Here is a 20,539-nt window from a genome sequence, read left to right as displayed (position 1 = left end):
CGCGGAAGCCACGGCCAAGGCCATGTACGAATCCGACGCCTGCTCGCGCGCGCTCGGCATCGAATTGATCGAAGTGCGGCCGGGCTACGCGCGGCTGCAAATGGACGTTCGCCCGGATTTTCTCAACGGTCATGCGATTTGCCACGGCGGTCTCATGTTCACGCTGGCGGACTCCGCGTTCGCTTTCGCCTGCAACTCGTACAACATCAGCACCGTTGCGGCGGGCTGCTCGATCGAATTTCTGCGCCCCGTGCAAGGCGGCGACCGTCTGACCGCGGAAGCGATCGAGCAGACGTTGAGCGGGCGCACCGGCATTTACGATATCCGCGTGACGAACCGGGAAGGCGAAGCGGTCGCGATGTTCCGCGGCAAGTCCGCTCAGATTCGAGGCACCGTGATCCCCGCGTGACGGGCTCGTTCATATAACGGACGCGGCATGCAAAGGCCGCGCCGAGAAGTCAGCATCAAGGAGACAGTAATGACCACACCGCTGCCGCTCGATCCGATCGAGAAGGCGAGCCGCGACGAACTCGCGGCGCTGCAGCTGGAGCGCCTCAAATGGTCGCTCAAACACGCCTATGACAATTCGCCGGTGTACCGGCGCAAGTTCGACGAAGCCGGCGTCCATCCGGATGAAGTCACGTCGCTTTCGGATCTGGCGCGCTTTCCCTTCACGACCAAGAAAGACCTGCGCGACAACTATCCCTTCGGCATGTTCGCGGTGCCGCAGGAGCGCGTCTCGCGCATTCACGCATCGTCCGGCACGACGGGCAAGCCAACGGTCGTCGGCTACACGACGCAGGATCTCGACAACTGGGCGAATCTCGTGGCGCGCTCCATTCGAGCCGCCGGCGCACGCCGCGGGGACAAGGTCCACGTGAGCTATGGATACGGGCTCTTCACCGGCGGTCTCGGCGCGCACTACGGCGCGGAGCGTGCGGGGCTCACGGTCATTCCTTTCGGCGGCGGGCAGACCGAGAAGCAGGTGCAACTGATCCAGGACTTCCGGCCTGACATCATCATGGTCACGCCGAGCTACATGTTGTCGATCGCGGACGAACTGGAGCGTCAAGGTCTCGATCCGGCGGCCTGCTCGCTGCGGATCGGCATTTTTGGCGCGGAGCCATGGACGAACGACATGCGACGCGCAATCGAAACGCGCATGGGCATCGACGCGGTCGATATCTACGGACTCTCCGAAGTGATGGGCCCGGGCGTCGCGTCGGAATGCGCCGAAACCAAGGACGGCCCGACGATCTGGGAAGATCACTTCTATCCGGAGATCATCAATCCCGAAACCGGCGAAGTGTTGCCCGACGGCGAATTCGGCGAGCTCGTCTTCACGTCGCTCACGAAGGAAGCGCTGCCGATCATCCGCTATCGCACGCGCGATCTGACGCGCCTTCTGCCCGGCACCGCGCGCACGATGCGCCGTATGGAAAAGATCACCGGCCGCTCAGACGACATGATGATCGTTCGCGGCGTCAACGTGTTCCCGACCCAGATCGAAGAATTGCTGCTGAAGCGTCCGGTGCTCGCGCCGCATTATCAGATCGTACTCACGAAGGAAGGTCCGCTCGACGTTTTGACCCTGAACGTGGAACCTTGCCCGGAGTCGGCGCCCGATCTCGCCGCGCTCGACAGCGCGAAGGCCGCGCTCGCCTACGACATCAAGGCGTTGATCGGCGTAAGCGCCGTGGTGAACGTGCTCGCGGTGAACGGCATCGAACGTTCGGTCGGCAAGGCGCGGCGCGTGATCGACCGGCGCAATAAATAGCATCAAAAAAGCTCGCGGACCTTGCGGGCCGCGAGCTTTTCGGAAAATCACCAGACCGAATCAGGAATTCGGCATCAGCAACCACATTCTGCCGCCCTGCTTCATGCGGCCTGCGAGATCGCCCGCATCGTCGCCGAGACCCCAGAAGTAGTCCGCGCGCACACCGCCCTTGATCGCTGAACCGGTGTCCTGTGCGAACACGAGGCGGTTCATCGGCTGATTGCTGAGCGGACGCGTCGTCTGCAGGAACACCGGCGTGCCGAGCGGAATCGCCGAGGGATCGACGGCGATCGAACGCTCGGGCGTCAACGGCACACCGAGCGCGCCCACCGGGCCATCGCCGAGACTTGCCGTGACCGTGTCGTTCGCGGGCATCTCGCGGAAAAACACGAAGCGCGGATTCACATCGAGCAGCGCATCGACGCGCGCCGGGTTCGCCTTCGCCCATGCCTTGATGCCCTGCATCGTCGCCTGCGCGGGCGTCAGTTCGCCGCGATCGAGCAGTTCCTTGCCGATGGATCGATACGGCTGATTGTTCGTACCGCCGAAGCCAACGCGCATCACGCTGCCGTCTTCCATCGTGACGCGTCCCGAACCCTGCACCTGCAGGAAGAACGCTTCGATCGGATCGTCCACCCACACGAGCTCGTTGCCGTTCAAGACGCCCGAACGTTCGAGCTGCGCCCGCACGGGCAACGCCGAACCCGGCTTGTACTTGTACGGCCAGCGATAAAGCGCGTACTGATATATGCCGTGACGCGTGCGCGAGCCGCGCAGAAGCGGCTCGTAATAGCCGGTCACGAGACCGTCGAGCGTGCCGTCGGTATTGGCAAGCTGAAATGGCGTGAAGTACGTTTCGAAGAAGCTGCGCGCCGCCGACATGTCGAGGTCATCGAGCCGCAGCGCCGCCGCGCACGCCCTCTGCCAGTTGGTCTGACGCGCGAGCCGGCTGCAGTTCTGACGCAGCGCGGCCGTTGCGCCGATCAGCGAATCGTCCTGCCAGCCCGGCACCTGCTGCCAGCTTACCGCCGTCAGCCGCGACGCGGCGCGCTGGCCGGTGGTAATCGGCGTGCTCGTCGCGGTGGCGGGGCCAGGCTTCACGTAGCTGCCGCCGCCGCACGAGGCCAGCAGGACAGCGGTTGCAATCGATGCGGCCCAGGCCGCCACACGCGCGGTCGGCCGCGCGAAACGCATACAATGCTCGTTCTTGATGGGAACCGCCATGTCTGATCTGTTCGACGAATATCCAATGCTTATTTTTGCGCTCGAGTCGCTCGTGGCGCTCGCCTTGCTGATCTTCATCGTCGTGTGGACGGCATCGGGCAAGAAGAAAAACCAGAACCGCTCGAACGATCCAGCCAATCGGCGCTGAGTTGCGCCGCGTGCCGCGAGTCTTCGCTCAGTGGAGCGTGCGCGGCATATGCAACGCAAATTCCGCTATGGGCGCTTCGAAGCGCTCGCCATCTTCCGCCACGCAGAAATACTCGCCGCGCATCGTGCCGACCGGCGTCGCGATCACGGCCCAGCTCGTGTATTCGAACTGTTCGCCCGGCGGCAAGAGCGGCTGATGTCCAACAACGCCGAGCCCCTTCACGTCCTGCACGTGATTGTTGCTGTCGGTGATGATCCAGTGCCGCGAAATCAGTTGCGCCGCGACCTGGCCGGTGTTGCGAATCGTCAGCGTGTAGGCGAACGCATACTGGCGGCTATCCGGGTCGGACTGTTCCGGCAAATACCGCGTCTCCACGGAAACGCTGAATTCGTACTGGCTCATCGTTGTTCCAATTCCCATTCGATTGGCCGCTGCGCCGGCTGACGCGGGCGCGCCGCTATTTCGTCTGGCATTCTGCTTGATGCAGGCCGCGCCCGCAACACGCTTGGCGGCGAGACGCCACATCCGCGCTCGCCCGTTGGCCGTTCGGACGAGCGACCCGATCTAAAAACGCGGGTTAAAATCACGGCTTTAGGCCGCTACCCGCATACGTCCATGGCGCAATTCCACATCGCTCCCAGCATCCTGTCCGCCGATTTCTCCCGCCTTGGCGAGGAAGTCCGCAACGTCGTCGCCGCTGGCGCCGACTGGATCCACTTCGACGTCATGGACAACCACTACGTGCCGAATCTCACGATCGGCCCGATGGTGTGCGAGGCCATCCGCCCGCACGTCGACGTTCCCATCGACGTGCATCTGATGGTGCGTCCGGTTGACCGCATCGTGCCCGATTTCGCGAAAGCCGGCGCCAATGTGATCAGTTTTCATCCGGAAGGTTCGGATCACATCGACCGCACGCTGTCGCTGATCCGCGATCACGGCTGCAAGGCGGGGCTCGTGTTCAATCCCGCGACGCCGCTCAATTATCTGGATCACGTGATGGACAAGGTCGATCTCGTGCTGATCATGTCGGTCAACCCGGGTTTCGGCGGACAGTCGTTCATTCCCGAAGCGCTCAACAAGCTGCGCGAGGCGCGCGCGCGCATCAATGCGTATCGCGATCGCACGGGCCGCGAGATCCATCTCGAAGTCGACGGCGGCGTGAAGGCCGACAACATCGCGGAAATCGCGGCGGCCGGCGCCGACTCGTTCGTCGCCGGCTCGGCCATTTTCGGCAAGCCCGACTACAAGCAGGTCATCGACGCGATGCGCGCGGAACTGGCGAAAGCCGAATCGGGAGCGAAAGCATGAGCGAGATCGCAGCGGCGCAGCCGCCTTTCGTGAACCGTCCGATCCGCGCGGCGATCATCGATCTCGACGGCACCATGGTCGATACCGCGGACGATTTCGTCGCCGCGCTGAACGCCATGCTCGCGCGCATCGGCATCGAACAGCACGTCACACGCGAGGAAGTCACGGACTATGTCGGCAAGGGCTCGGAAAATCTGATTCGCAGCGTGCTGGCGGTGCGCCTGTCGCCGTCCCAGGCGGCGGCGCAGTTCGACGATGCGCTCGCGATCTATCAAAGCGAATACGCGAAGGTCAACGGCAAGCATTCGGCGCTCTTTCCCGAAGTGAAGGAAGGTCTCGTCGCGATGCGCGAAAGCGGCATCGCGCTCGCGTGCGTGACCAACAAGCCGCATCGGTTCGCCGTGGAGTTGCTCGCGCACTTCGGCATCGCGGATTTCTTCAAGGTGATTCTGGGCGGCGACTCCCTTCCCGCGAAGAAGCCCGATCCGCTGCCCATGCTCACCGCATGCGAACGGCTGGACGTATTGCCGCGCGAAACGGTGGCGGTCGGCGATTCGGAGAACGATGCGCTCGCGGGGCGTGCGGCAGGCCTCGCAACCTTGACGGTTCCGTACGGTTACAACCATGGGAAGCCTGTACAGTCGGTGAAATCCGATGGTATAGTTTCCTCGCTGCGCACTGCAGCACTGGCGATTGCCGCCACATTGGCGCCGCCGGACACCACACTGACTGAATAAGTCCATCCACATGTTTCTCAACAGAAAACGGAGTCTGAGCAGCATCGACCGGGGAGCCTGGCCCTGGCGTCGCTGGTCGCGCTAACCTCGCCCGAGGTGCGCTGAAGCCATCTTCCGATCGCGCTTCAGCATCCGTTTTTTGTTTCGCTGCGCATCTCTCTGCGCCGTTTCCGTCGAATCGCAACCCGTCGAGCTTCGCTCGTGCGTGCGCCGCTCCGTCTCAGGTCAGCCGCTGATCTGAAGCGGCGAGGCCTTCGTGTGCGATCATCACGGGATACGGCCGACCGCAGCGTCCCCAGCTCTCCCCGATGCCGCGCCGCCCAAGAACGCGCGTGTCGATAAAGGATCGCAACATGACCGAACTCGAATTCCAATCGCTGGCGAACGAAGGCTACAACCGCATTCCGCTCATTGCCGAAGCCCTCGCCGACCTCGAAACGCCGCTCTCGCTGTATCTCAAGCTCGCGCAAACCGAGCGCAATGGCGCCAACTCGTTTCTGCTCGAATCCGTCGTGGGCGGCGAGCGCTTCGGGCGCTACTCGTTCATCGGCTTGCCGGCGCGCACGATCGTCAGCGTGCAGAACGGCAAGTCGCAGGTGCTCACGGACGGCAACGTCGTCGAAACGGACGAAGGCGATCCGCTCGCGTTCATCGAGCGCTATCAGAAGCGCTTCAAGGTCGCGACGCGGCCCGGCCTGCCGCGTTTTTGCGGCGGTCTCGCCGGTTATTTCGGCTACGACGCCGTGCGCTATATCGAGAAGAAGCTCGCGCACACGGCGCCGCCCGACGATCTCAATCTTCCCGACATCCAGTTGCTGCTCACCGAAGAAGTCGCGGTCATCGACAACCTCGCGGGCAAGCTCTATCTGATCGTCTACGCCGATCCGACGAAGCCCGAAGCGTATGCCAAGGCGAAGCATCGTCTGCGCGAACTGCGCGCGCGTCTGCGTGTCACCGTGCAGCCGCCGGTGACATCGTCGAGCGTGCGCACCGAGACGTTCCGCGAGTTCAAGAAGGACGACTATCTGAACGCCGTGCGCAAGGCGAAGGAATACATCGCCGCAGGCGAGCTGATGCAAGTGCAGGTCGGCCAGCGTCTCATCAAGCCGTTCCGCGACAACCCGCTTTCGCTGTATCGCGCGCTGCGTTCGCTGAATCCGTCGCCGTACATGTACTACTACAACTTCGGCGGCGATGTTCACGTGGTCGGCGCATCGCCGGAAATTCTCGTGCGGCAGGAAAAGCGCGCGGAAGATCGCATCGTGACGATCCGCCCGCTCGCCGGCACGCGCCCGCGCGGCAATACGCCGGAACGCGACGCGGAACTTGCCACCGAACTGCTGAACGATCCGAAGGAAGTTGCCGAGCACGTGATGCTGATCGACCTCGCGCGCAACGACGTGGGCCGCATCGCGCAGACGGGTTCGGTTTCGGTGACGGACAAGATGATCATCGAAAAGTATTCGCACGTTCAGCACATCGTGAGTTCGGTCGAAGGCAAGTTGAAGGACGGCATGAGCAACTTCGACGTGCTGCGCGCGACGTTCCCGGCCGGCACGCTGTCCGGCGCGCCGAAGGTCCGCGCGATGGAACTGATCGACGAACTGGAGCCGGTCAAGCGCGGACTGTACGGCGGCGCAGTCGGCTATCTCTCGTTCAGCGGCGAGATGGACCTGGCCATCGCGATCCGCACCGGCCTCATCCACAAGGGCAATCTCTACGTTCAGGCAGCGGCGGGCGTCGTGGCGGACTCCGTGCCGGAATCCGAATGGCAAGAAACCGAGAATAAAGCGCGCGCCGTGCTGCGCGCCGCCGAGCAAGTGCAAGACGGCCTCGACAGCGACTTCTGAGGAGACAAGACCATGCTGCTGATGATCGACAACTACGATTCCTTCACCTACAACCTGGTCCAGTACTTCGGCGAACTCGGCTGCGACGTGCACACGTATCGCAACGACGAAATCACGCTCGATGACATCGCGAAGCTGAATCCCGAGCGCATTTGCCTTTCGCCCGGACCGAGCAATCCCCAACACGCGGGCATCACGCTCGACGTGCTGCGCGAGTTCTCCGGCAAGCTGCCGATTCTCGGCGTGTGCCTCGGCCATCAGGCGATCGGCGAAGCATTCGGCGGCCGCGTCGTGCGCGCGCAGACCATCATGCACGGCAAGGTGAGCCAGATCGAAACCGACTGTAAAGGCGTGTTCTCCGATTTGCCCAAACACTTCAACGTGACGCGCTATCACTCCCTCGCAATCGAGCGCGAGTCTTTGCCCGACTGTCTCGAAGTGTCCGCATGGACGCCGGATGGTGAAATCATGGGTGTTCGTCACCGTGAACTGGAAGTGGAAGGCGTGCAGTTCCATCCGGAATCGATTCTTTCCGAGCACGGCCACGCGCTGCTCGAAAACTTCGTCAAGAACACCACGACCGGAAAGCGAGCGTAAACATGATCACCGCACAGGAAGCGCTGCAGCGCACGATCGAGCATCGCGAGATATTCCACGACGAAATGCTGCACTTGATGCGCCAGATCATGCGCGGCGAGATGTCGCCCGTGATGGCCGCCGCGATCATCACCGGCTTGCGCGTCAAGAAGGAAACCATCGGCGAGATCGCCGCGGCCGCCACCGTGATGCGCGAGTTCGCGAATCATGTCGAAGTCGAGGACAACTCGAATTTCGTCGATATCGTCGGAACCGGCGGCGACGGCTCGCATACTTTCAACATTTCCACCGCGTCGATGTTCGTGGCGGCAGCGGCAGGCGCGAAGGTCGCGAAGCACGGCAATCGCGGCGTGTCGAGCAAATCCGGCAGCGCGGACGTGCTCGAAGCGCTCGGCGTCAACATCGATCTGACACCGGAACAAGTGGCCGCGTCGATTGCCGAAACCGGCATGGGCTTCATGTTCGCGCCGAATCATCATCCGGCGATGAAGAACATCGCGCCGGTGCGCCGCGAACTCGGCGTGCGCACCATCTTCAATATCCTCGGGCCACTCACGAACCCGGCGGGCGCGCCGAATCAGCTTCAGGGCGTGTTCCACGAAGATCTGGTCGGCATACAGGTGCGCGTGATGCAGCGTCTCGGCGCGAAACACGTGCTCGTCGTGTACGGCAAGGACGGTATGGACGAAGTCTCGCTCGGCGCAGCCACCAAGGTCGGCGAGCTGAAGAACGGTGAAGTCACGGAGTACGAGATCCACCCCGAGGATTTCGGCCTGCAGATGGTGTCGAATCGCACGCTGAAAGTGCAGGACGCGCAGGAGTCGAAGGCCATGCTGCTCGGCGCGCTGAACAACAAGGCGGGCGTGGCGCGCGAAATCGTCACATTGAATGCGGGCACGGCGCTTTATGCCGCGGATGTCGTCGATACGATCGAAGCCGGCATGGCCGCCGCGCGCGAAGCGATCGAAAGCGGCGCGGCGCGCGAGAAGATCGACGTGCTCGTGAAATTCACGCAGCAATTCGCGAAGAAATAACGGAAGCCAACATGAGTGACATTCTGGATCGCATCATCGCGGTCAAGCGCGAGGAAATTCGGGCCGCGGAGCAAAGCGCGCCGCTCGAAGAGCTGAAGCTCGAAGCCAGTTCGCGCGACCTGCGCGATTTCGTCGGCGCGTTGCGCGCGAAGCATGCGGCGAATCAGGCCGCCGTCATCGCGGAAGTGAAGAAAGCGAGCCCGTCGAAGGGCGTGCTGCGCGAGCATTTCGTGCCCGCCGACATCGCGCGTTCGTACGAAAAGGGCGGCGCCGCCTGTCTTTCGGTGCTCACCGACGTGCAGTTCTTCAAAGGCAGCGTCGCGTATCTGGAGGAAGCGCGCGCCGCGTGCAGCCTGCCGGTGCTGCGCAAGGACTTCATCATCGATCCGTATCAGATCATCGAGGCGCGCGCGATGGGCGCGGACTGCATCCTGCTGATCGCCGCCGCGCTCGAACTCTCGCAAATGCAGGATCTCGAAGCCTACGCGCATTCGCTCGGCCTCGCGGTGCTGGTCGAAGTGCACGACGCCGACGAACTGCGCGACGCGCTCACGCTCAAGACGCCGCTCATCGGCATCAACAACCGCAACCTGCGCACCTTCGAAACGACGATCGAGACGACCATCGGCATGCTGGAAAGCGTTCCGGACGACCGCATCGTCGTGACGGAGTCGGGCATTCTGTCGCGTGTCGACGTGGACCGGCTGCGCGCCATGCGCGTGCACTCGTTCCTCGTCGGCGAGGCGTTCATGCGCGCCGACGATCCGGGCGCCGAGCTTGCGCGCATGTTCTTCTGAATTCATCGAAAGGACCGTATTTTGGGTATCGAACGGGAACTCAAGCTCGCGCTCGCGCCGTCGCAGCACGACGACATCGCGCGCTTCTTCGACGAACGCACCGGCGCGGGCAAGCCGATCGAGCTCGCCAACGTCTATTTCGATACGCCGGACTGCGCGCTCGCGAAGGCGAAAGCCGCGCTGCGCCTGCGCCGCACGCCGGATGAATGGCTGCAGACGTACAAGACGCTCGGCAAGACGGTCGGCGGCCTGAGCAGCCGGCACGAGTGGGAATTGCCGGTCGCGGGCGAAGCGCTCGACATCGACGCGCTGCTCGCCGCCTGCGAAAGCGAGGATGCGTGCGATGCGCTGGAACGCGCCGCGCCCGATCTCATCGCGCTCTTCAAGACGAACGTTCGCCGCATCGTGTGGGATATCGAACGCGAGGGCTCGCAGATCGAAGTGGCGCTCGATCTCGGCGAGATCACCGCCGAAGTCGACGGCAAGACGCGTCGCGCGGAAATCAGCGAACTCGAACTGGAATTGAAATCGGGCGAAGAAAGCGCGCTCTCGATGCTCGCGGCGGAACTGCGCGGTGCGTTCCCCGAACTCACGCCCGAAGATCAGAGCAAGGCGCAGCGCGGCTATCTGCTGCGCGAGCAGCCCGCCGGCAAGACACGCGACGCCTGAGCATGAGCCGACAGCCTTCGCTCTTCGCGGATAACGAAGCCGCGAGCGCACCGTCGAACGTTCCGACGCTCGAAAGCCAGTTCGACGCGCTGCCCGCCGACTGGCGCAAGCATCTGAAGCCGTTCATCGGCGGCACGCATTACGCAGCGCTGTGCGCATTTGTCGATGCCGAGCGCGCCGCCGGCAAAACGGTCTATCCCGCCGATGTCTTTCGCGCGCTGCGTCTCACGAATCCCGCCGACGTCAAAGTCGTGATCCTCGGCCAGGACCCGTATCACGGCGAGGACAAGGGCGCGCCGCAAGCGCACGGACTCGCGTTTTCGGTGCCCGCGCCGGTGCGCCCGCCGCCGTCGCTGCGCAATATCTTCAAGGAAATTCACGCGAGCCTGGGCTTTCCCGCGCCCGCGCACGGTTGTCTCGATTCGTGGGCGAAGCAAGGCGTGCTGCTGCTCAACACGTCGCTGACCGTCGAGCGCGACAAGGCGGGAAGCCATGCGAAGCGTGGCTGGGAGCAATGCACCGATACGCTCATCCACGAAATGGCGATGCGTCACGACGGGCTCGTGTTCATGCTTTGGGGCGCGCACGCGCAAGCGAAGCGCGGGCTGATCGATGGAACCGCGAAATCGCATTGCGTGCTGGAGTCGGCGCATCCGTCCCCGCTGTCGGCGTATCGCGGATTCTTCGGTTGCGGACATTTCGCGCTCGCGAACGACTATCTGACGAAATGCGGCCGCGAACCGATCGACTGGCGATTGCCCGCCGCGCCCGAATTGCTGGCCTAAAAACGCAAAAAACCCCGCCCTCATGAAAAAACACCCCAAATCGTTGAACGGGTGTCCAACTTTTGGGGTGCAGTTCACACGCGGGGTTTTTTGCTGGAACAGAACCGCTTAAACCGCCGCGATCGCCTCACGCGCCGACGCCAGCGCCGCGCCTGCCGCTTCCGGCCCCATGTTCAGGCCTTCGGCGTAGATGAAGTTCACGTCGGTCATGCCGAGGAAGCCGAGGAACGTCTTGAGGAAGGGCGTTTGCGAATCGTTCGGGGTACCCGCGTACTTGCCACCGCGCGCCGACACGACGTGCACCTTCTTACCCTTAACGAGACCTTCCGGGCCGTTCGCGGTGTAGCTGAACGTGATGCCGGCACGCGCGATCCAGTCGAAATACGTCTTCAGTTGCGACGAAATGCCGAAGTTGTAAAGCGGCGCGGCGATCACGACGATATCCGCAGCTTGCAGCTCGGCGATCAGCGCTTCGCTCTTCGCGTTGATCGCGGCTTGTTCCGCGGTGCGCTGATCGGCGGGCGTGAAGAACGCGCCGAGCGTGGCGTCGTCCAGGTGAGGGATCGCGTCGCCCAGCAGATTGCGCACGACCACCTTCGAGCCCGGATTGCTTTGTTGCAGTTTCGCGGTCAGTTCGTCGGCGAGCAGCGTCGATTGAGCGCCTTGCGAACGGGCGGCGGAGTTGATTTGCAGAATCGTCGTCATGATGGCTTCCTATCTCTGTGAGGTTTCGGGCGCCTCAGGCGTCCGGCTTAGGAAGCATTCTTCTCATTTCGACCCTCGGGAAAAAGCCATCCGATTGTGACGGATCGTTGCACTGGTGGAACAATCCGCCACCTTCCCCCGCTCAGCCTTTCAGCCAGCGCTCGCGCCATTGTTTCGACGGTCCGCGCCCGTCGATGGCCGTGAGCGCATAACGCGCGATTTCAGGACCATCGAGCTTCAGTTCGGTGCGGCGCAGTTCGTCGCGGCGGAAGGCATGCACTTCCACCTTCGCGCCCGGCACGTAGCGCGACAGCAGCGCGTCGAGATTCGATCCGGTGACGCGCAGCCCGTCGATAGCGACGAGCACGTCGCCCGCCGACAATCCCGCCTTCTGCGCCGCGCTGCCCTCGTGGACGACCGCCAGCGTGCAATCCGCGCCGCCGCGCACGCGCGCGCCGAGCGTCGGTTTCAGCGACGCACCGTTGCCCGGCAAATCCGGGGCGAGCGCAATGCCGAACGGCTCGAACAATGCGTCGAGCGGCAAATCGCGCGTGCCGCGCACGCCTTCGCGGAAAAGCGAGCGCAGGTCCGCGCCCGTCGCTTCGGCGAAAAGCGCCTCGATGTCTTCCTCCCGCACGCCGCGCGGCTTGCCGTGATAAAAATCGCGGCCGTAGCGCTGCCACAGAAGGCGCATCACGTCGTCGAGCGATTTGCGGTTGTCGGTTTGGGCGCGAATCGAGAGATCGAATGCGAGCGCGACGAGCGAGCCCTTCTGGTAATAGCTGACGATCGCGTTCGGCGCGTTTTCGTCGGCGCGGTAGTACTTCACCCACGCGTCGAATGAGCTTTGCGCGACGGATTGCTTGAGCCGCCCGCTGCCGCGCAGAACACCGCCGATCGTCTTCCCAAGCAGGCTGAAGTAATCGCCCGTCGAAATCAGGCCGCTGCGCACGAGCATCAGATCGTCGTAGTACGACGTGAAGCCTTCGAAGAGCCACAGCAGCGTCGTGTAATTTTCCTGCGACAGATCGTAGGGCGCGAACGCCGCCGGCTTGATGCGCTTCACGTTCCACGTATGGAAATACTCATGGCTGCACAGGCCGAGATACGTCCGATAACCGTCGGTCATTTCCGGCCGGCCCTGCACCGGAAGATCCGTGCGATTGCAGATCAGCGCCGTCGATGCGCGATGCTCCAGGCCGCCGTAGCCATCGCTCACGGCGACGGTCATGAACACGTAGCGGTCCATCGGCGCTTTCTTCGTGCGCGGCTCGAAAAGCGCAATCTGCGCTTCGCACACGCGCTTGAGATCCGCCGCGAGACGGTTCATGTCGAGACTGACCACGCGCCCCGAGATCACGATGTCGTGCTTCACGCCGTGCGCGCTGAAGCTGCCGAGCGCGAATTCGCCGAGCGTGACGGGATGATCGGCGAGTTCGTCGTAGTTCGCCGCTTCATACGCGCCGAAGCCGTAGCGCTTCGTGCCGCGCGCTTCCGGCAAGGCGGTGGCGACGCGCCAGTTGCGGTACGCCCCGCCCTGCGGCGGCTGGATATCGACGATGCATGGCGCGCCCGACTGCCCTTCCACGGCGAGGAACGTGCTCGTGGCGTTGAAGAAGCCGACGGTATCGTCGAGATGCGCGGCACGCACCGACATGTCCCACGCGTAGACCTCGTAGCGCAGCATGATCGGACCGTCGGTTGCCGCGGCCTGCCACGCGTGCTTGTCGATTTTTTCGATGGCGATCTTGCGGCCGGCCGCGTTGAACGCCTGCAGCGTCACGATATTGCGCGCGAACTCGCGGATCATGTAGCTGCCCGGAATCCAGACCGGCAGCATGAAACGCTGGCCGGCGGGATCGGGCTCGGCGACCGTCAGCGTCACTTCGAAGAGATGCGCGGCGGGATTTTTCGGAACGATGCTGTAGCGCACGGGCTGCGCGGCTTGCATGAGCGATGTCATCTCGATGTCCTTGTTCTTGTTCTGGACGTGCGCTCGAGAATGAACGTGAACGAGCGCGTCCGGCGCCTTGCTTCTTTACGCTGCGCTTTCGCAAAAGCAAGGCCGTAAAAACAGAGAAGGCGCATGACGCGCCTCCCTTCCTCGTTTCGCCTCGCGCTCAGCGCACGGCGGACAGTTCTTTTTCGAGCCGGTCGGCGGGCACGGCGCCCGGCAGACGCCGGCCATCGGCGAGAAACACGGTTGGCGTGCCGGTGACGTTCATCGAGCGGCCGAGCTTCAGATTCTTGTCGATGGCGGTCGTGTCGCACGATGCCGCCATGCTCGGCGCCTTGTGATCGAGCATCCAGCTTTCCCACGTCATGCCGCGATCCTTCGAGCACCAGATCGACTTCGACTTGGCCGTCGAATCGGGCGAGAGGACCGGATACAGGAAGGTGTAGACGGTCACGTTGTCGATGGACTTCAGCGTCGATTCGAGCTGCTTGCAGTACGGGCAATTCGGATCGGAAAACACCGCGATCTTGCGGCTGCCGTTGCCCTTCACGACCTTCACCGCGTTTTCGAGCGGCAGCTTCGCGAAATCGATCTTGTTGGTTTCCGCGAGCCGCGCTTCGGTGAGATTCCGGCTGCTGCGCGTATCGACGAGATCGCCAATCAGCACGTAGTTGCCGGTCGCATCGCTATAGACGATCTGCGAGCCGAGATTCACTTCGTAGAGGCCCGGAATCTCGGTCTTCTGGATGCTCTTGACGGTGGCGTCGCCCATGCGCGATTCCAGCGTCGATTTGAGTTTGTCGGTGGTCTGGTCGGCCTGCGCCGAGCAGCCCAGGCCGAGCGTCACGGCGAATGCGGCGGCCGTCGCGAGGGCAAAGCGGGAAATGGTTTTCATGCGGTTTCCTGTGGGTCGCTATGTTTCGCGCGGCGTCGCGCCCGCGAGTGTGTGTTTTCAGCCAAGCGCCGCCGACACCAGCCAGCGCTTGACGAGCGGCTGCGCGCCGACGAACGCCATGCCCGTGTTGCGGACTGCGCGCGCGAGCGTGCCCGGCACGGCGAAGAGACGCTGCAGGCCATCGGTTGCGAACATGAGCTTCTGAATGTCTTCGCGGCGCGCGCGTTCGTAGCGGCGCAGCAAAATGGGATCGCCGAGATCGCGGAACGACTCCTTGTTCGCGATGACATCCGCGAGCGCGGCGACGTCGCGCAGGCCGAGGTTCATGCCCTGCCCCGCGAGCGGATGAATCAGGTGAGCGGCATCGCCGACGAGCGCGACGCGCGGCGCGACCAGCTTGTCGACGGTCTGCAGCCCGAGCGGAAAACCCTGCGCGGGCGTGACGCAGTCGAGCGCGCCGAGCATGTTTTGCGTCGCGTGCTCGACTTGCGCGGCGAGTTGCGCGGGATCGAGCGCGAGCAGTTCGTCCGCGTGCTCCGTGCGCGCCGACCAGACGAGCGACACGTGATCGCCCGGCAACGGCAGCAGCGCGATGATTTCGGTGTCGCGAAACCATTGATACGCCGTCTCGCCGTGCGGCTTTTCGACCTTGAAGTTCGCGACGACGCCCGTTTGCCGGTAATCGCGCCGGTTCATCTTCGCGCCCATTTGCGCGCGCACCCAGGAATGCGCGCCGTCCGCGCCGATGATCAGATCCGTTTCGAGCATCTCGCCGCTTGCGAGCGCGACGTGCGCAGCGTCGGACTCGACCGTCATGCCCTGCGCGCGCGATTCGAACCACGAGAGGCTCGGCTGAAAGCGCAGCGCGGTATCGAGCGATTGCTCGATCAGCGACGATTCCACGATCCACGCGAGCTGCGACACCGACGCCTGGAACGCCGAGAAATGCAGTTCCGCGTGGGCGTCGCCGAACACCCGCATGTCGAACACGGGGCCGAGACGCGAGCGATCGAGCGCTTGCCAGACGCGCAGTCGTTCCAGCAGCGTCTGCGAACTCGACGACAGCGCGTAGATGCGCGAATCGAACGCGGCGCCCGGCGGCAGGCCGGCCACGCGCGATGCGACGAGCGCGGTGCGCAGCCCGGATTGCGCAAGCGCGAGCGCGGCCGTCTTGCCGACGAGCCCGCCACCGACGACCACGGCGTGAAATTTAAGGGGATGCGGAGTCATGCGGGCATTATAGCCGTGGGGTTCGGACGGGATTGGCGGCAGCGGACGACGCTTGCACGCGTATGCGCGGCGGTACAATAGCGGTTTGCCTGGCCGCGGGACGCGGCCGCCGCATGGGCGGAATTTTTTGCCGACCCATCGCGCACCATTTTGACGAAACCCGCGCGGCGCAGCGCCGTGACACCAGTTCGAAGGATTCCATGAGCCTCCAATGCGGCATCGTCGGCTTGCCTAACGTCGGCAAGTCCACGCTTTTCAATGCTTTGACCAAGGCGGGCATCGCCGCCGAGAATTATCCGTTCTGCACGATCGAGCCGAATGTCGGCGTGGTCGAAGTGCCGGACGCGCGTCTGACCGCGCTGGCCGAGATCGTGAAGCCCGAGCGCATTCTGCCGGCGGTGGTCGAATTCGTCGATATCGCAGGTCTGGTCGCGGGCGCGTCGAAGGGTGAAGGCCTCGGCAATCAGTTCCTCGCGAACATCCGCGAAACGGATGCGATCACGCACGTCGTGCGCTGCTTCGAAGACGAGAACGTGATCCACGTCGCGGGCAAGATCGACCCGATCGCGGATATCGAAGTCATCAACACCGAACTCGCGCTCGCCGATCTCGCGACTGTCGAGAAGGCGTACACGCGTTATTCGAAGGCGGCGAAGTCGGGCAACGACAAGGAAGCCGCGAAGCTCGTCGCCGTGCTCGAAAAAGTGCGCGCGCAGCTCGACCAGGCGAAGCCGGTGCGCGGCCTTTCGCTCACGGACGAAGAACAGTTGACGATCAAGCCGCTTTGCCTGATCACGTCGAAGCCGACGATGTACGTCGCGAACGTGAAGGACGACGGCTTCCAGAACAATCCGTATCTCGACGCGGTGCGCAAGCATGCGGAAGCGGAGAATGCGCCGGTGGTCGCGGTGTGCGCGGCGATCGAAGCGGAAATCGCCGATCTCGACGATGCCGACAAGCAGGAATTCCTCGCCGATATGGGCATGGACGAGCCGGGTCTGAACCGCGTGATTCGCGCGGGTTTCAAGCTGCTCGGGCTACAGACGTATTTCACGGCGGGCGTGAAGGAAGTGCGCGCGTGGACGATTCATATCGGCGATACGGCGCCGCAAGCGGCTGGTGCGATTCATACGGACTTCGAGCGCGGGTTCATTCGCGCGCAGACGATTTCGTTCGATGACTATGTCGCGTATAAGGGCGAACAAGGGGCTAAAGAGGCCGGGAAGATGCGGGCGGAAGGGAAGGAATATGTCGTGCATGACGGGGATGTGATGAACTTTTTGTTTAACGTCTGACGTTCGACATAACAAGCGTCAAAGCTGCTTGTCTCGCAAAGCGGAGTGTCTTTTCATAGGCACTCCGCTTTTTTCTTATGCGGACGAGGCAGCGCAACACCGCGCTTCAGAAAAACAAAGAGAGAACAACAAAAATGAAGAGACTCACCCCGATGCGCGCACTGCGCGCCTTCGCAATCGCCGCGCTCGTCGTGGCCAACGCCGCGTGGACACCCGACGCGTTCGCTTATCGCGGCAACGCCTACCAGTATCAACCCCAACCCGACGAATCCGACCTCGATTCCCACGGCCACTACATCAACCGCGACGGCAACTCCGTCCACTCGCCCGCGCACTCCCGCTCCGGCGCCGTTCCGCAAGGCGCGAGCGCCCAGTGCCGCGACGGCACCTACAGCTTCAGCCAGCACCACAGCGGCACATGCTCGCGCCACGGCGGCGTAGCGAGCTGGCAGTGACCGATAAGTGACCGGCCGCACCGCGAAGTACAATGCGACTTGATCCCGCCCGCGCCGCCTGACGCCGCCTCGGGAATGCGCGCCAGACCGCGCCACCGACTCGCATCGAACGCAGGACGTTCGCACCCTCCATCACACCATCACAGACACTGGACATGGCCCAATACGTCTTCACCATGAACCGCGTCGGCAAGATCGTCCCGCCGAAGCGTCAGATCCTGAAAGACATCTCCCTCTCGTTCTTCCCCGGCGCGAAGATCGGCCTGCTCGGCCTGAACGGTTCGGGCAAATCCACGCTGATCCGCATCATGGCCGGCGTCGACAAGGACATCGAAGGCGAAGCCACGCCGATGCCCAACCTGAACATCGGCTATCTGCCGCAGGAACCGCAGCTCGATCCGCAGCAGACCGTGCGTGAAGCCGTCGAACAAGGTCTCGGCGATGTCTTCGAAGCGCAGAAAAAACTCGACGAAATCTACGCCGCCTACGCCGAACCCGACGCAGACTTCGACAAGCTCGCCGCCGAACAGGCGAAATACGAAGCCATTCTCGCGACCAGCGACGGCGGCAGCCCCGAGCAACAGCTCGAAGTCGCCGCGGACGCGCTGCGCCTGCCCGCGTGGGACGCGAAAATCGAACACCTGTCGGGCGGTGAAAAGCGCCGCGTCGCGCTCTGCAAGCTGCTGCTGCAAAAGCCCGACATGCTGCTGCTGGACGAACCGACCAACCACCTCGACGCCGAATCCGTCGAGTGGCTCGAACAGTTCCTGACGCGCTATCCGGGCACGGTCGTCGCGGTCACGCACGATCGCTACTTCCTCGATAACGCCGCCGAATGGATTCTCGAACTCGACCGCGGCCACGGCATTCCGTGGAAGGGCAATTATTCGAGCTGGCTCGATCAGAAAGAAGACCGCCTGAAGCAGGAAGAAGCGAGCGAATCCGCGCGTCAGAAAGCCATCAAGAAAGAACTCGAATGGGTGCGCCAGAATCCGAAGGGACGTCAGGCGAAATCGAAGGCGCGTATCGCGCGATTCGAAGAGCTCAACAGCCAGGAATATCAGAAGCGCAACGAAACGCAGGAAATCTTCATTCCGGTCGGCGACCGGCTCGGCAATGAAGTCATCGAGTTCAAGAACGTCAGCAAGGCGTATGGCGATCGCCTGCTCATCGACAATCTCAGCATGAAGATTCCGGCAGGCGCGATCGTCGGCATCATCGGGCCGAACGGCGCGGGTAAGTCCACGCTGTTCCGCATGCTGACCGGCAAGGAGCAGCCGGATTCGGGCGAAATCGTCAAAGGACCGACGGTCAAGCTCGCGTACGTCGATCAGAGCCGCGACGCGCTCGGCGGCGATAAAACCGTCTTCGAAGAGATCTCCGGCGGGGCGGATGTCCTCACGGTCGGCAAGTACGAAACGCCGTCGCGCGCGTATATCGGCCGCTTCAACTTCAAGGGCAGCGATCAGCAAAAGCTCGTCGGGAATCTGTCGGGCGGTGAGCGCGGGCGGCTGCATCTCGCGAAGACGCTGATCGCGGGCGGCAACATGCTGCTGCTCGACGAGCCGTCAAACGATCTCGACGTCGAAACGCTGCGCGCGCTCGAAGACGCGCTGCTCGAATTCGCCGGCTCGGTGATGGTGATTTCGCACGATCGCTGGTTCCTCGACCGCATCGCGACGCACATCCTCGCGTTCGAAGGCGATTCGCACGTCGAATTCTTCGATGGCAACTATCAGGAATACGAGGCCGACAAGCGCAAGCGTCTCGGCGAAGAGGCCGCGAAGCCGAAGCGTCTGCGCTACAAGCCGATCACGCGCTAAGCTCTGAAGAAAAGGCCTATGCGGGCGCGCGCACCGACATCAGGCACAAAAGTGGCGACTGTGTACGACGCAGTCGCCGCTTTTTTTTCGAGCGGACATCGATAAGAGGAGACACACGCAGATGGCGGGATCGAGCGCGCAGCGGGGAGCGCTTTGGGCAATCGGGATCGTCGTGGCGCTCGCCGTATTAAGCATCGGCGGCTGGCTCTTCGTCGTGCATCAGATGAAGGAGCGCATCATCGAGACGCTCGGCCCGAACGGTTCGGTCGAGGAAATCGATGTCGGCTTCGGTCATGTGACGCTCTCGCGCGTGCGCCTGCGCGGCCCGAAAGACTGGCCGACTAACGACGCGATGCGCGCCGAACGCATCGTGCTCGACGTCGATATGCGCTCGCTCATATCCAGACCGATTCATCTGCGCAGCGTGAGCGTCGACAATTATTATCTTTCGATCGTCCGCTCGGCCGATGGGCGCGTGCGCATGCTGCCGGGCCTCAAGGAAACGGCGAGCGAAGCCGATGCCAGGCCCGGAAACACGGAACGCGAAAAGCACGCGCAAGAAGAAAAGCTGATCGATCGCGTGTCGTTCGAGCGCGGTTCGATGGAGTTCTACGACAGCACCGTGCAGAATCCGCCGTACCGCGTGCTGATCGGCGATGCGCGCGCCACGGTCGAGCATATTCGCCTGCCCGCCCTCACCGACCGCACCGAACTCACGATGACCGGCTCCATCAAAGGCCCGTCGCACACGGGCACCGTGACCTGGGGCGGCTGGATGGTGATTGCGAACAAGGACTCGCAGACGCGCGCGACCCTGCGCAATGTCGATGTCGCGACGCTCGATCCGTATCTGCTGAAGAAAGCGGGCGCGAAAGCGGCGGTGACGGGCGGCACCATCGATCTGGTCGTCGACGCCACCGTGAAGGACTACCGCATCCACGCGCCGGGCACGCTCACGCTGAATCACCTGCAGATCAGCGATACGGGCAATCCGCTCGACACCTTCCTCTCGATTCCGACCAAGGCCGCGATCGCCGCGCTGAGTAATCGCAAGGAACAGATCAAGCTCGATTTCGTGCTCGACGGCGATTTGCGCGATCCGAAGTTCTCGCTCAACGAAAGTCTGTCGAAGAAGCTCGCGGCGGGTTTTGCGAAGGCGCTTGGCGTGAGCGCGGAAGGCGTCGCGCGCGGCGCCGGCGATACGGTGCGGGGCATCGGCAACGCGCTGAAGAATCTGTTGGGGCAGTAGC

The 20,539-nt window shown here is 63.2% G+C and carries 20 protein-coding genes; 14 read left to right on the top strand and 6 right to left on the bottom strand.

From position 1 onward, the window contains the following. The first annotated feature begins 22 nt into the window (after window positions 1–22). Both paaI and paaK read left to right on the top strand, forming a co-directional pair. The gene (gene paaI, locus LY284_RS15085) at window positions 23–409 is read left to right on the top strand and encodes a hydroxyphenylacetyl-CoA thioesterase PaaI (RefSeq protein WP_231927744.1); all 387 of its coding nucleotides are present in this window, start codon (window positions 23–25) and stop codon (window positions 407–409) included. A gap of 69 nt (window positions 410–478) precedes the next feature. Further along, complete coding sequence (paaK, locus tag LY284_RS15080; RefSeq protein WP_233386911.1) at window positions 479–1,777, top strand: phenylacetate--CoA ligase PaaK; 1,299 nt, start codon at window positions 479–481, stop codon at window positions 1,775–1,777. A 60-nt stretch (window positions 1,778–1,837) separates the two neighbouring features. Here the strand turns inward: paaK and LY284_RS15075 are convergent, their stop codons facing one another. Together LY284_RS15075 and apaG are read right to left on the bottom strand one after the other, a co-directional pair. Continuing rightward, window positions 1,838–3,079, bottom strand: a complete 1,242-nt coding sequence (locus LY284_RS15075; RefSeq protein ID WP_233386902.1) for a murein transglycosylase A — start codon at window positions 3,077–3,079, stop codon at window positions 1,838–1,840. Between the two features lie 97 nt (window positions 3,080–3,176). Next, the gene (gene apaG, locus LY284_RS15070; protein ID WP_041730679.1) at window positions 3,177–3,551 is read right to left on the bottom strand and encodes a Co2+/Mg2+ efflux protein ApaG; all 375 of its coding nucleotides are present in this window, start codon (window positions 3,549–3,551) and stop codon (window positions 3,177–3,179) included. A gap of 213 nt (window positions 3,552–3,764) precedes the next feature. On the opposite strand from apaG, the gene rpe reads away from it, so the two are divergent. The 8 genes from rpe (at window position 3,765) to LY284_RS15030 (ending at window position 10,929) form a co-directional block, all read left to right on the top strand. Further along, a complete protein-coding gene (gene rpe / locus LY284_RS15065; protein ID WP_233386900.1) occupies window positions 3,765–4,460 on the top strand; it encodes a ribulose-phosphate 3-epimerase in 696 nt (231 codons plus the stop codon). Beyond that, window positions 4,457–5,197: a phosphoglycolate phosphatase gene (locus LY284_RS15060; RefSeq protein ID WP_053568830.1), complete on the top strand. Its 741-nt coding sequence runs from the start codon at window positions 4,457–4,459 to the stop codon at window positions 5,195–5,197. Before rpe ends, LY284_RS15060 begins: the two co-directional genes overlap by 4 nt. 353 nt (window positions 5,198–5,550) lie before the next feature. Next, window positions 5,551–7,047: an anthranilate synthase component I gene (trpE, locus tag LY284_RS15055; protein ID WP_041730681.1), complete on the top strand. Its 1,497-nt coding sequence runs from the start codon at window positions 5,551–5,553 to the stop codon at window positions 7,045–7,047. Window positions 7,048–7,059: 12 nt separating this feature from the next. Continuing rightward, complete coding sequence (locus LY284_RS15050) at window positions 7,060–7,644, top strand: aminodeoxychorismate/anthranilate synthase component II (protein WP_014192364.1); 585 nt, start codon at window positions 7,060–7,062, stop codon at window positions 7,642–7,644. A 2-nt stretch (window positions 7,645–7,646) separates the two neighbouring features. Continuing rightward, window positions 7,647–8,678, top strand: coding sequence for an anthranilate phosphoribosyltransferase (gene trpD / locus LY284_RS15045; protein ID WP_014192365.1), 1,032 nt, complete (start codon window positions 7,647–7,649; stop codon window positions 8,676–8,678). Window positions 8,679–8,689: 11 nt separating this feature from the next. Further along, window positions 8,690–9,475, top strand: coding sequence for an indole-3-glycerol phosphate synthase TrpC (gene trpC / locus LY284_RS15040; RefSeq protein WP_233386890.1), 786 nt, complete (start codon window positions 8,690–8,692; stop codon window positions 9,473–9,475). Between the two features lie 21 nt (window positions 9,476–9,496). Next, window positions 9,497–10,144, top strand: a complete 648-nt coding sequence (locus LY284_RS15035) for a CYTH domain-containing protein (RefSeq protein WP_053568831.1) — start codon at window positions 9,497–9,499, stop codon at window positions 10,142–10,144. A gap of 2 nt (window positions 10,145–10,146) precedes the next feature. Next, window positions 10,147–10,929 (top strand): uracil-DNA glycosylase, encoded by a 783-nt coding sequence (locus tag LY284_RS15030; protein WP_233386888.1) that lies wholly within the window; start codon window positions 10,147–10,149, stop codon window positions 10,927–10,929. A gap of 108 nt (window positions 10,930–11,037) precedes the next feature. Here LY284_RS15030 and LY284_RS15025 read toward each other — a convergent pair whose 3' ends face one another. The 4 genes from LY284_RS15025 to LY284_RS15010 form a co-directional block, all read right to left on the bottom strand. Further along, window positions 11,038–11,634 carry an FMN-dependent NADH-azoreductase gene (locus LY284_RS15025; protein WP_014192369.1) on the bottom strand — a complete coding sequence of 199 codons (597 nt, stop codon included), beginning with the start codon at window positions 11,632–11,634 and terminating at the stop codon, window positions 11,038–11,040. 142 nt (window positions 11,635–11,776) lie between these two features. Then, a complete protein-coding gene (locus LY284_RS15020) occupies window positions 11,777–13,597 on the bottom strand; it encodes a M61 family metallopeptidase (RefSeq protein WP_233386886.1) in 1,821 nt (606 codons plus the stop codon). A gap of 157 nt (window positions 13,598–13,754) precedes the next feature. Continuing rightward, entirely contained in the window at window positions 13,755–14,486 is a 732-nt protein-coding gene (locus tag LY284_RS15015; RefSeq protein ID WP_041730684.1) for a DsbC family protein, read from the bottom strand. Between the two features lie 57 nt (window positions 14,487–14,543). Continuing rightward, window positions 14,544–15,716: a UbiH/UbiF family hydroxylase gene (locus LY284_RS15010; RefSeq protein ID WP_233386883.1), complete on the bottom strand. Its 1,173-nt coding sequence runs from the start codon at window positions 15,714–15,716 to the stop codon at window positions 14,544–14,546. A gap of 200 nt (window positions 15,717–15,916) precedes the next feature. Between LY284_RS15010 and ychF the strand changes: the two genes are divergently transcribed. The 4 genes from ychF to LY284_RS14990 all read left to right on the top strand — a co-directional run bounded on the left by ychF (window position 15,917) and on the right by LY284_RS14990 (window position 20,538). Next, window positions 15,917–17,011, top strand: a complete 1,095-nt coding sequence (ychF, locus tag LY284_RS15005) for a redox-regulated ATPase YchF (protein WP_045452214.1) — start codon at window positions 15,917–15,919, stop codon at window positions 17,009–17,011. Window positions 17,012–17,163: 152 nt separating this feature from the next. Continuing rightward, window positions 17,164–17,466: a DUF3761 domain-containing protein gene (locus LY284_RS15000; RefSeq protein WP_045452217.1), complete on the top strand. Its 303-nt coding sequence runs from the start codon at window positions 17,164–17,166 to the stop codon at window positions 17,464–17,466. A gap of 155 nt (window positions 17,467–17,621) precedes the next feature. Further along, window positions 17,622–19,289 (top strand): energy-dependent translational throttle protein EttA, encoded by a 1,668-nt coding sequence (ettA, locus tag LY284_RS14995; RefSeq protein ID WP_045451137.1) that lies wholly within the window; start codon window positions 17,622–17,624, stop codon window positions 19,287–19,289. Window positions 19,290–19,410: 121 nt separating this feature from the next. Beyond that, window positions 19,411–20,538, top strand: a complete 1,128-nt coding sequence (locus LY284_RS14990; RefSeq protein ID WP_045451140.1) for a DUF748 domain-containing protein — start codon at window positions 19,411–19,413, stop codon at window positions 20,536–20,538. Window position 20,539: the final 1 nt, after the last annotated feature.

Origin of the sequence: Caballeronia sp. PC1 (genome assembly GCF_021353155.1) — a bacterium.
Lineage (GTDB): Bacteria > Pseudomonadota > Gammaproteobacteria > Burkholderiales > Burkholderiaceae > Caballeronia > Caballeronia cordobensis.
Note: the sequence above shows the minus strand (reverse complement) of the source record. Positions and strands in the feature narration are given on the sequence as shown.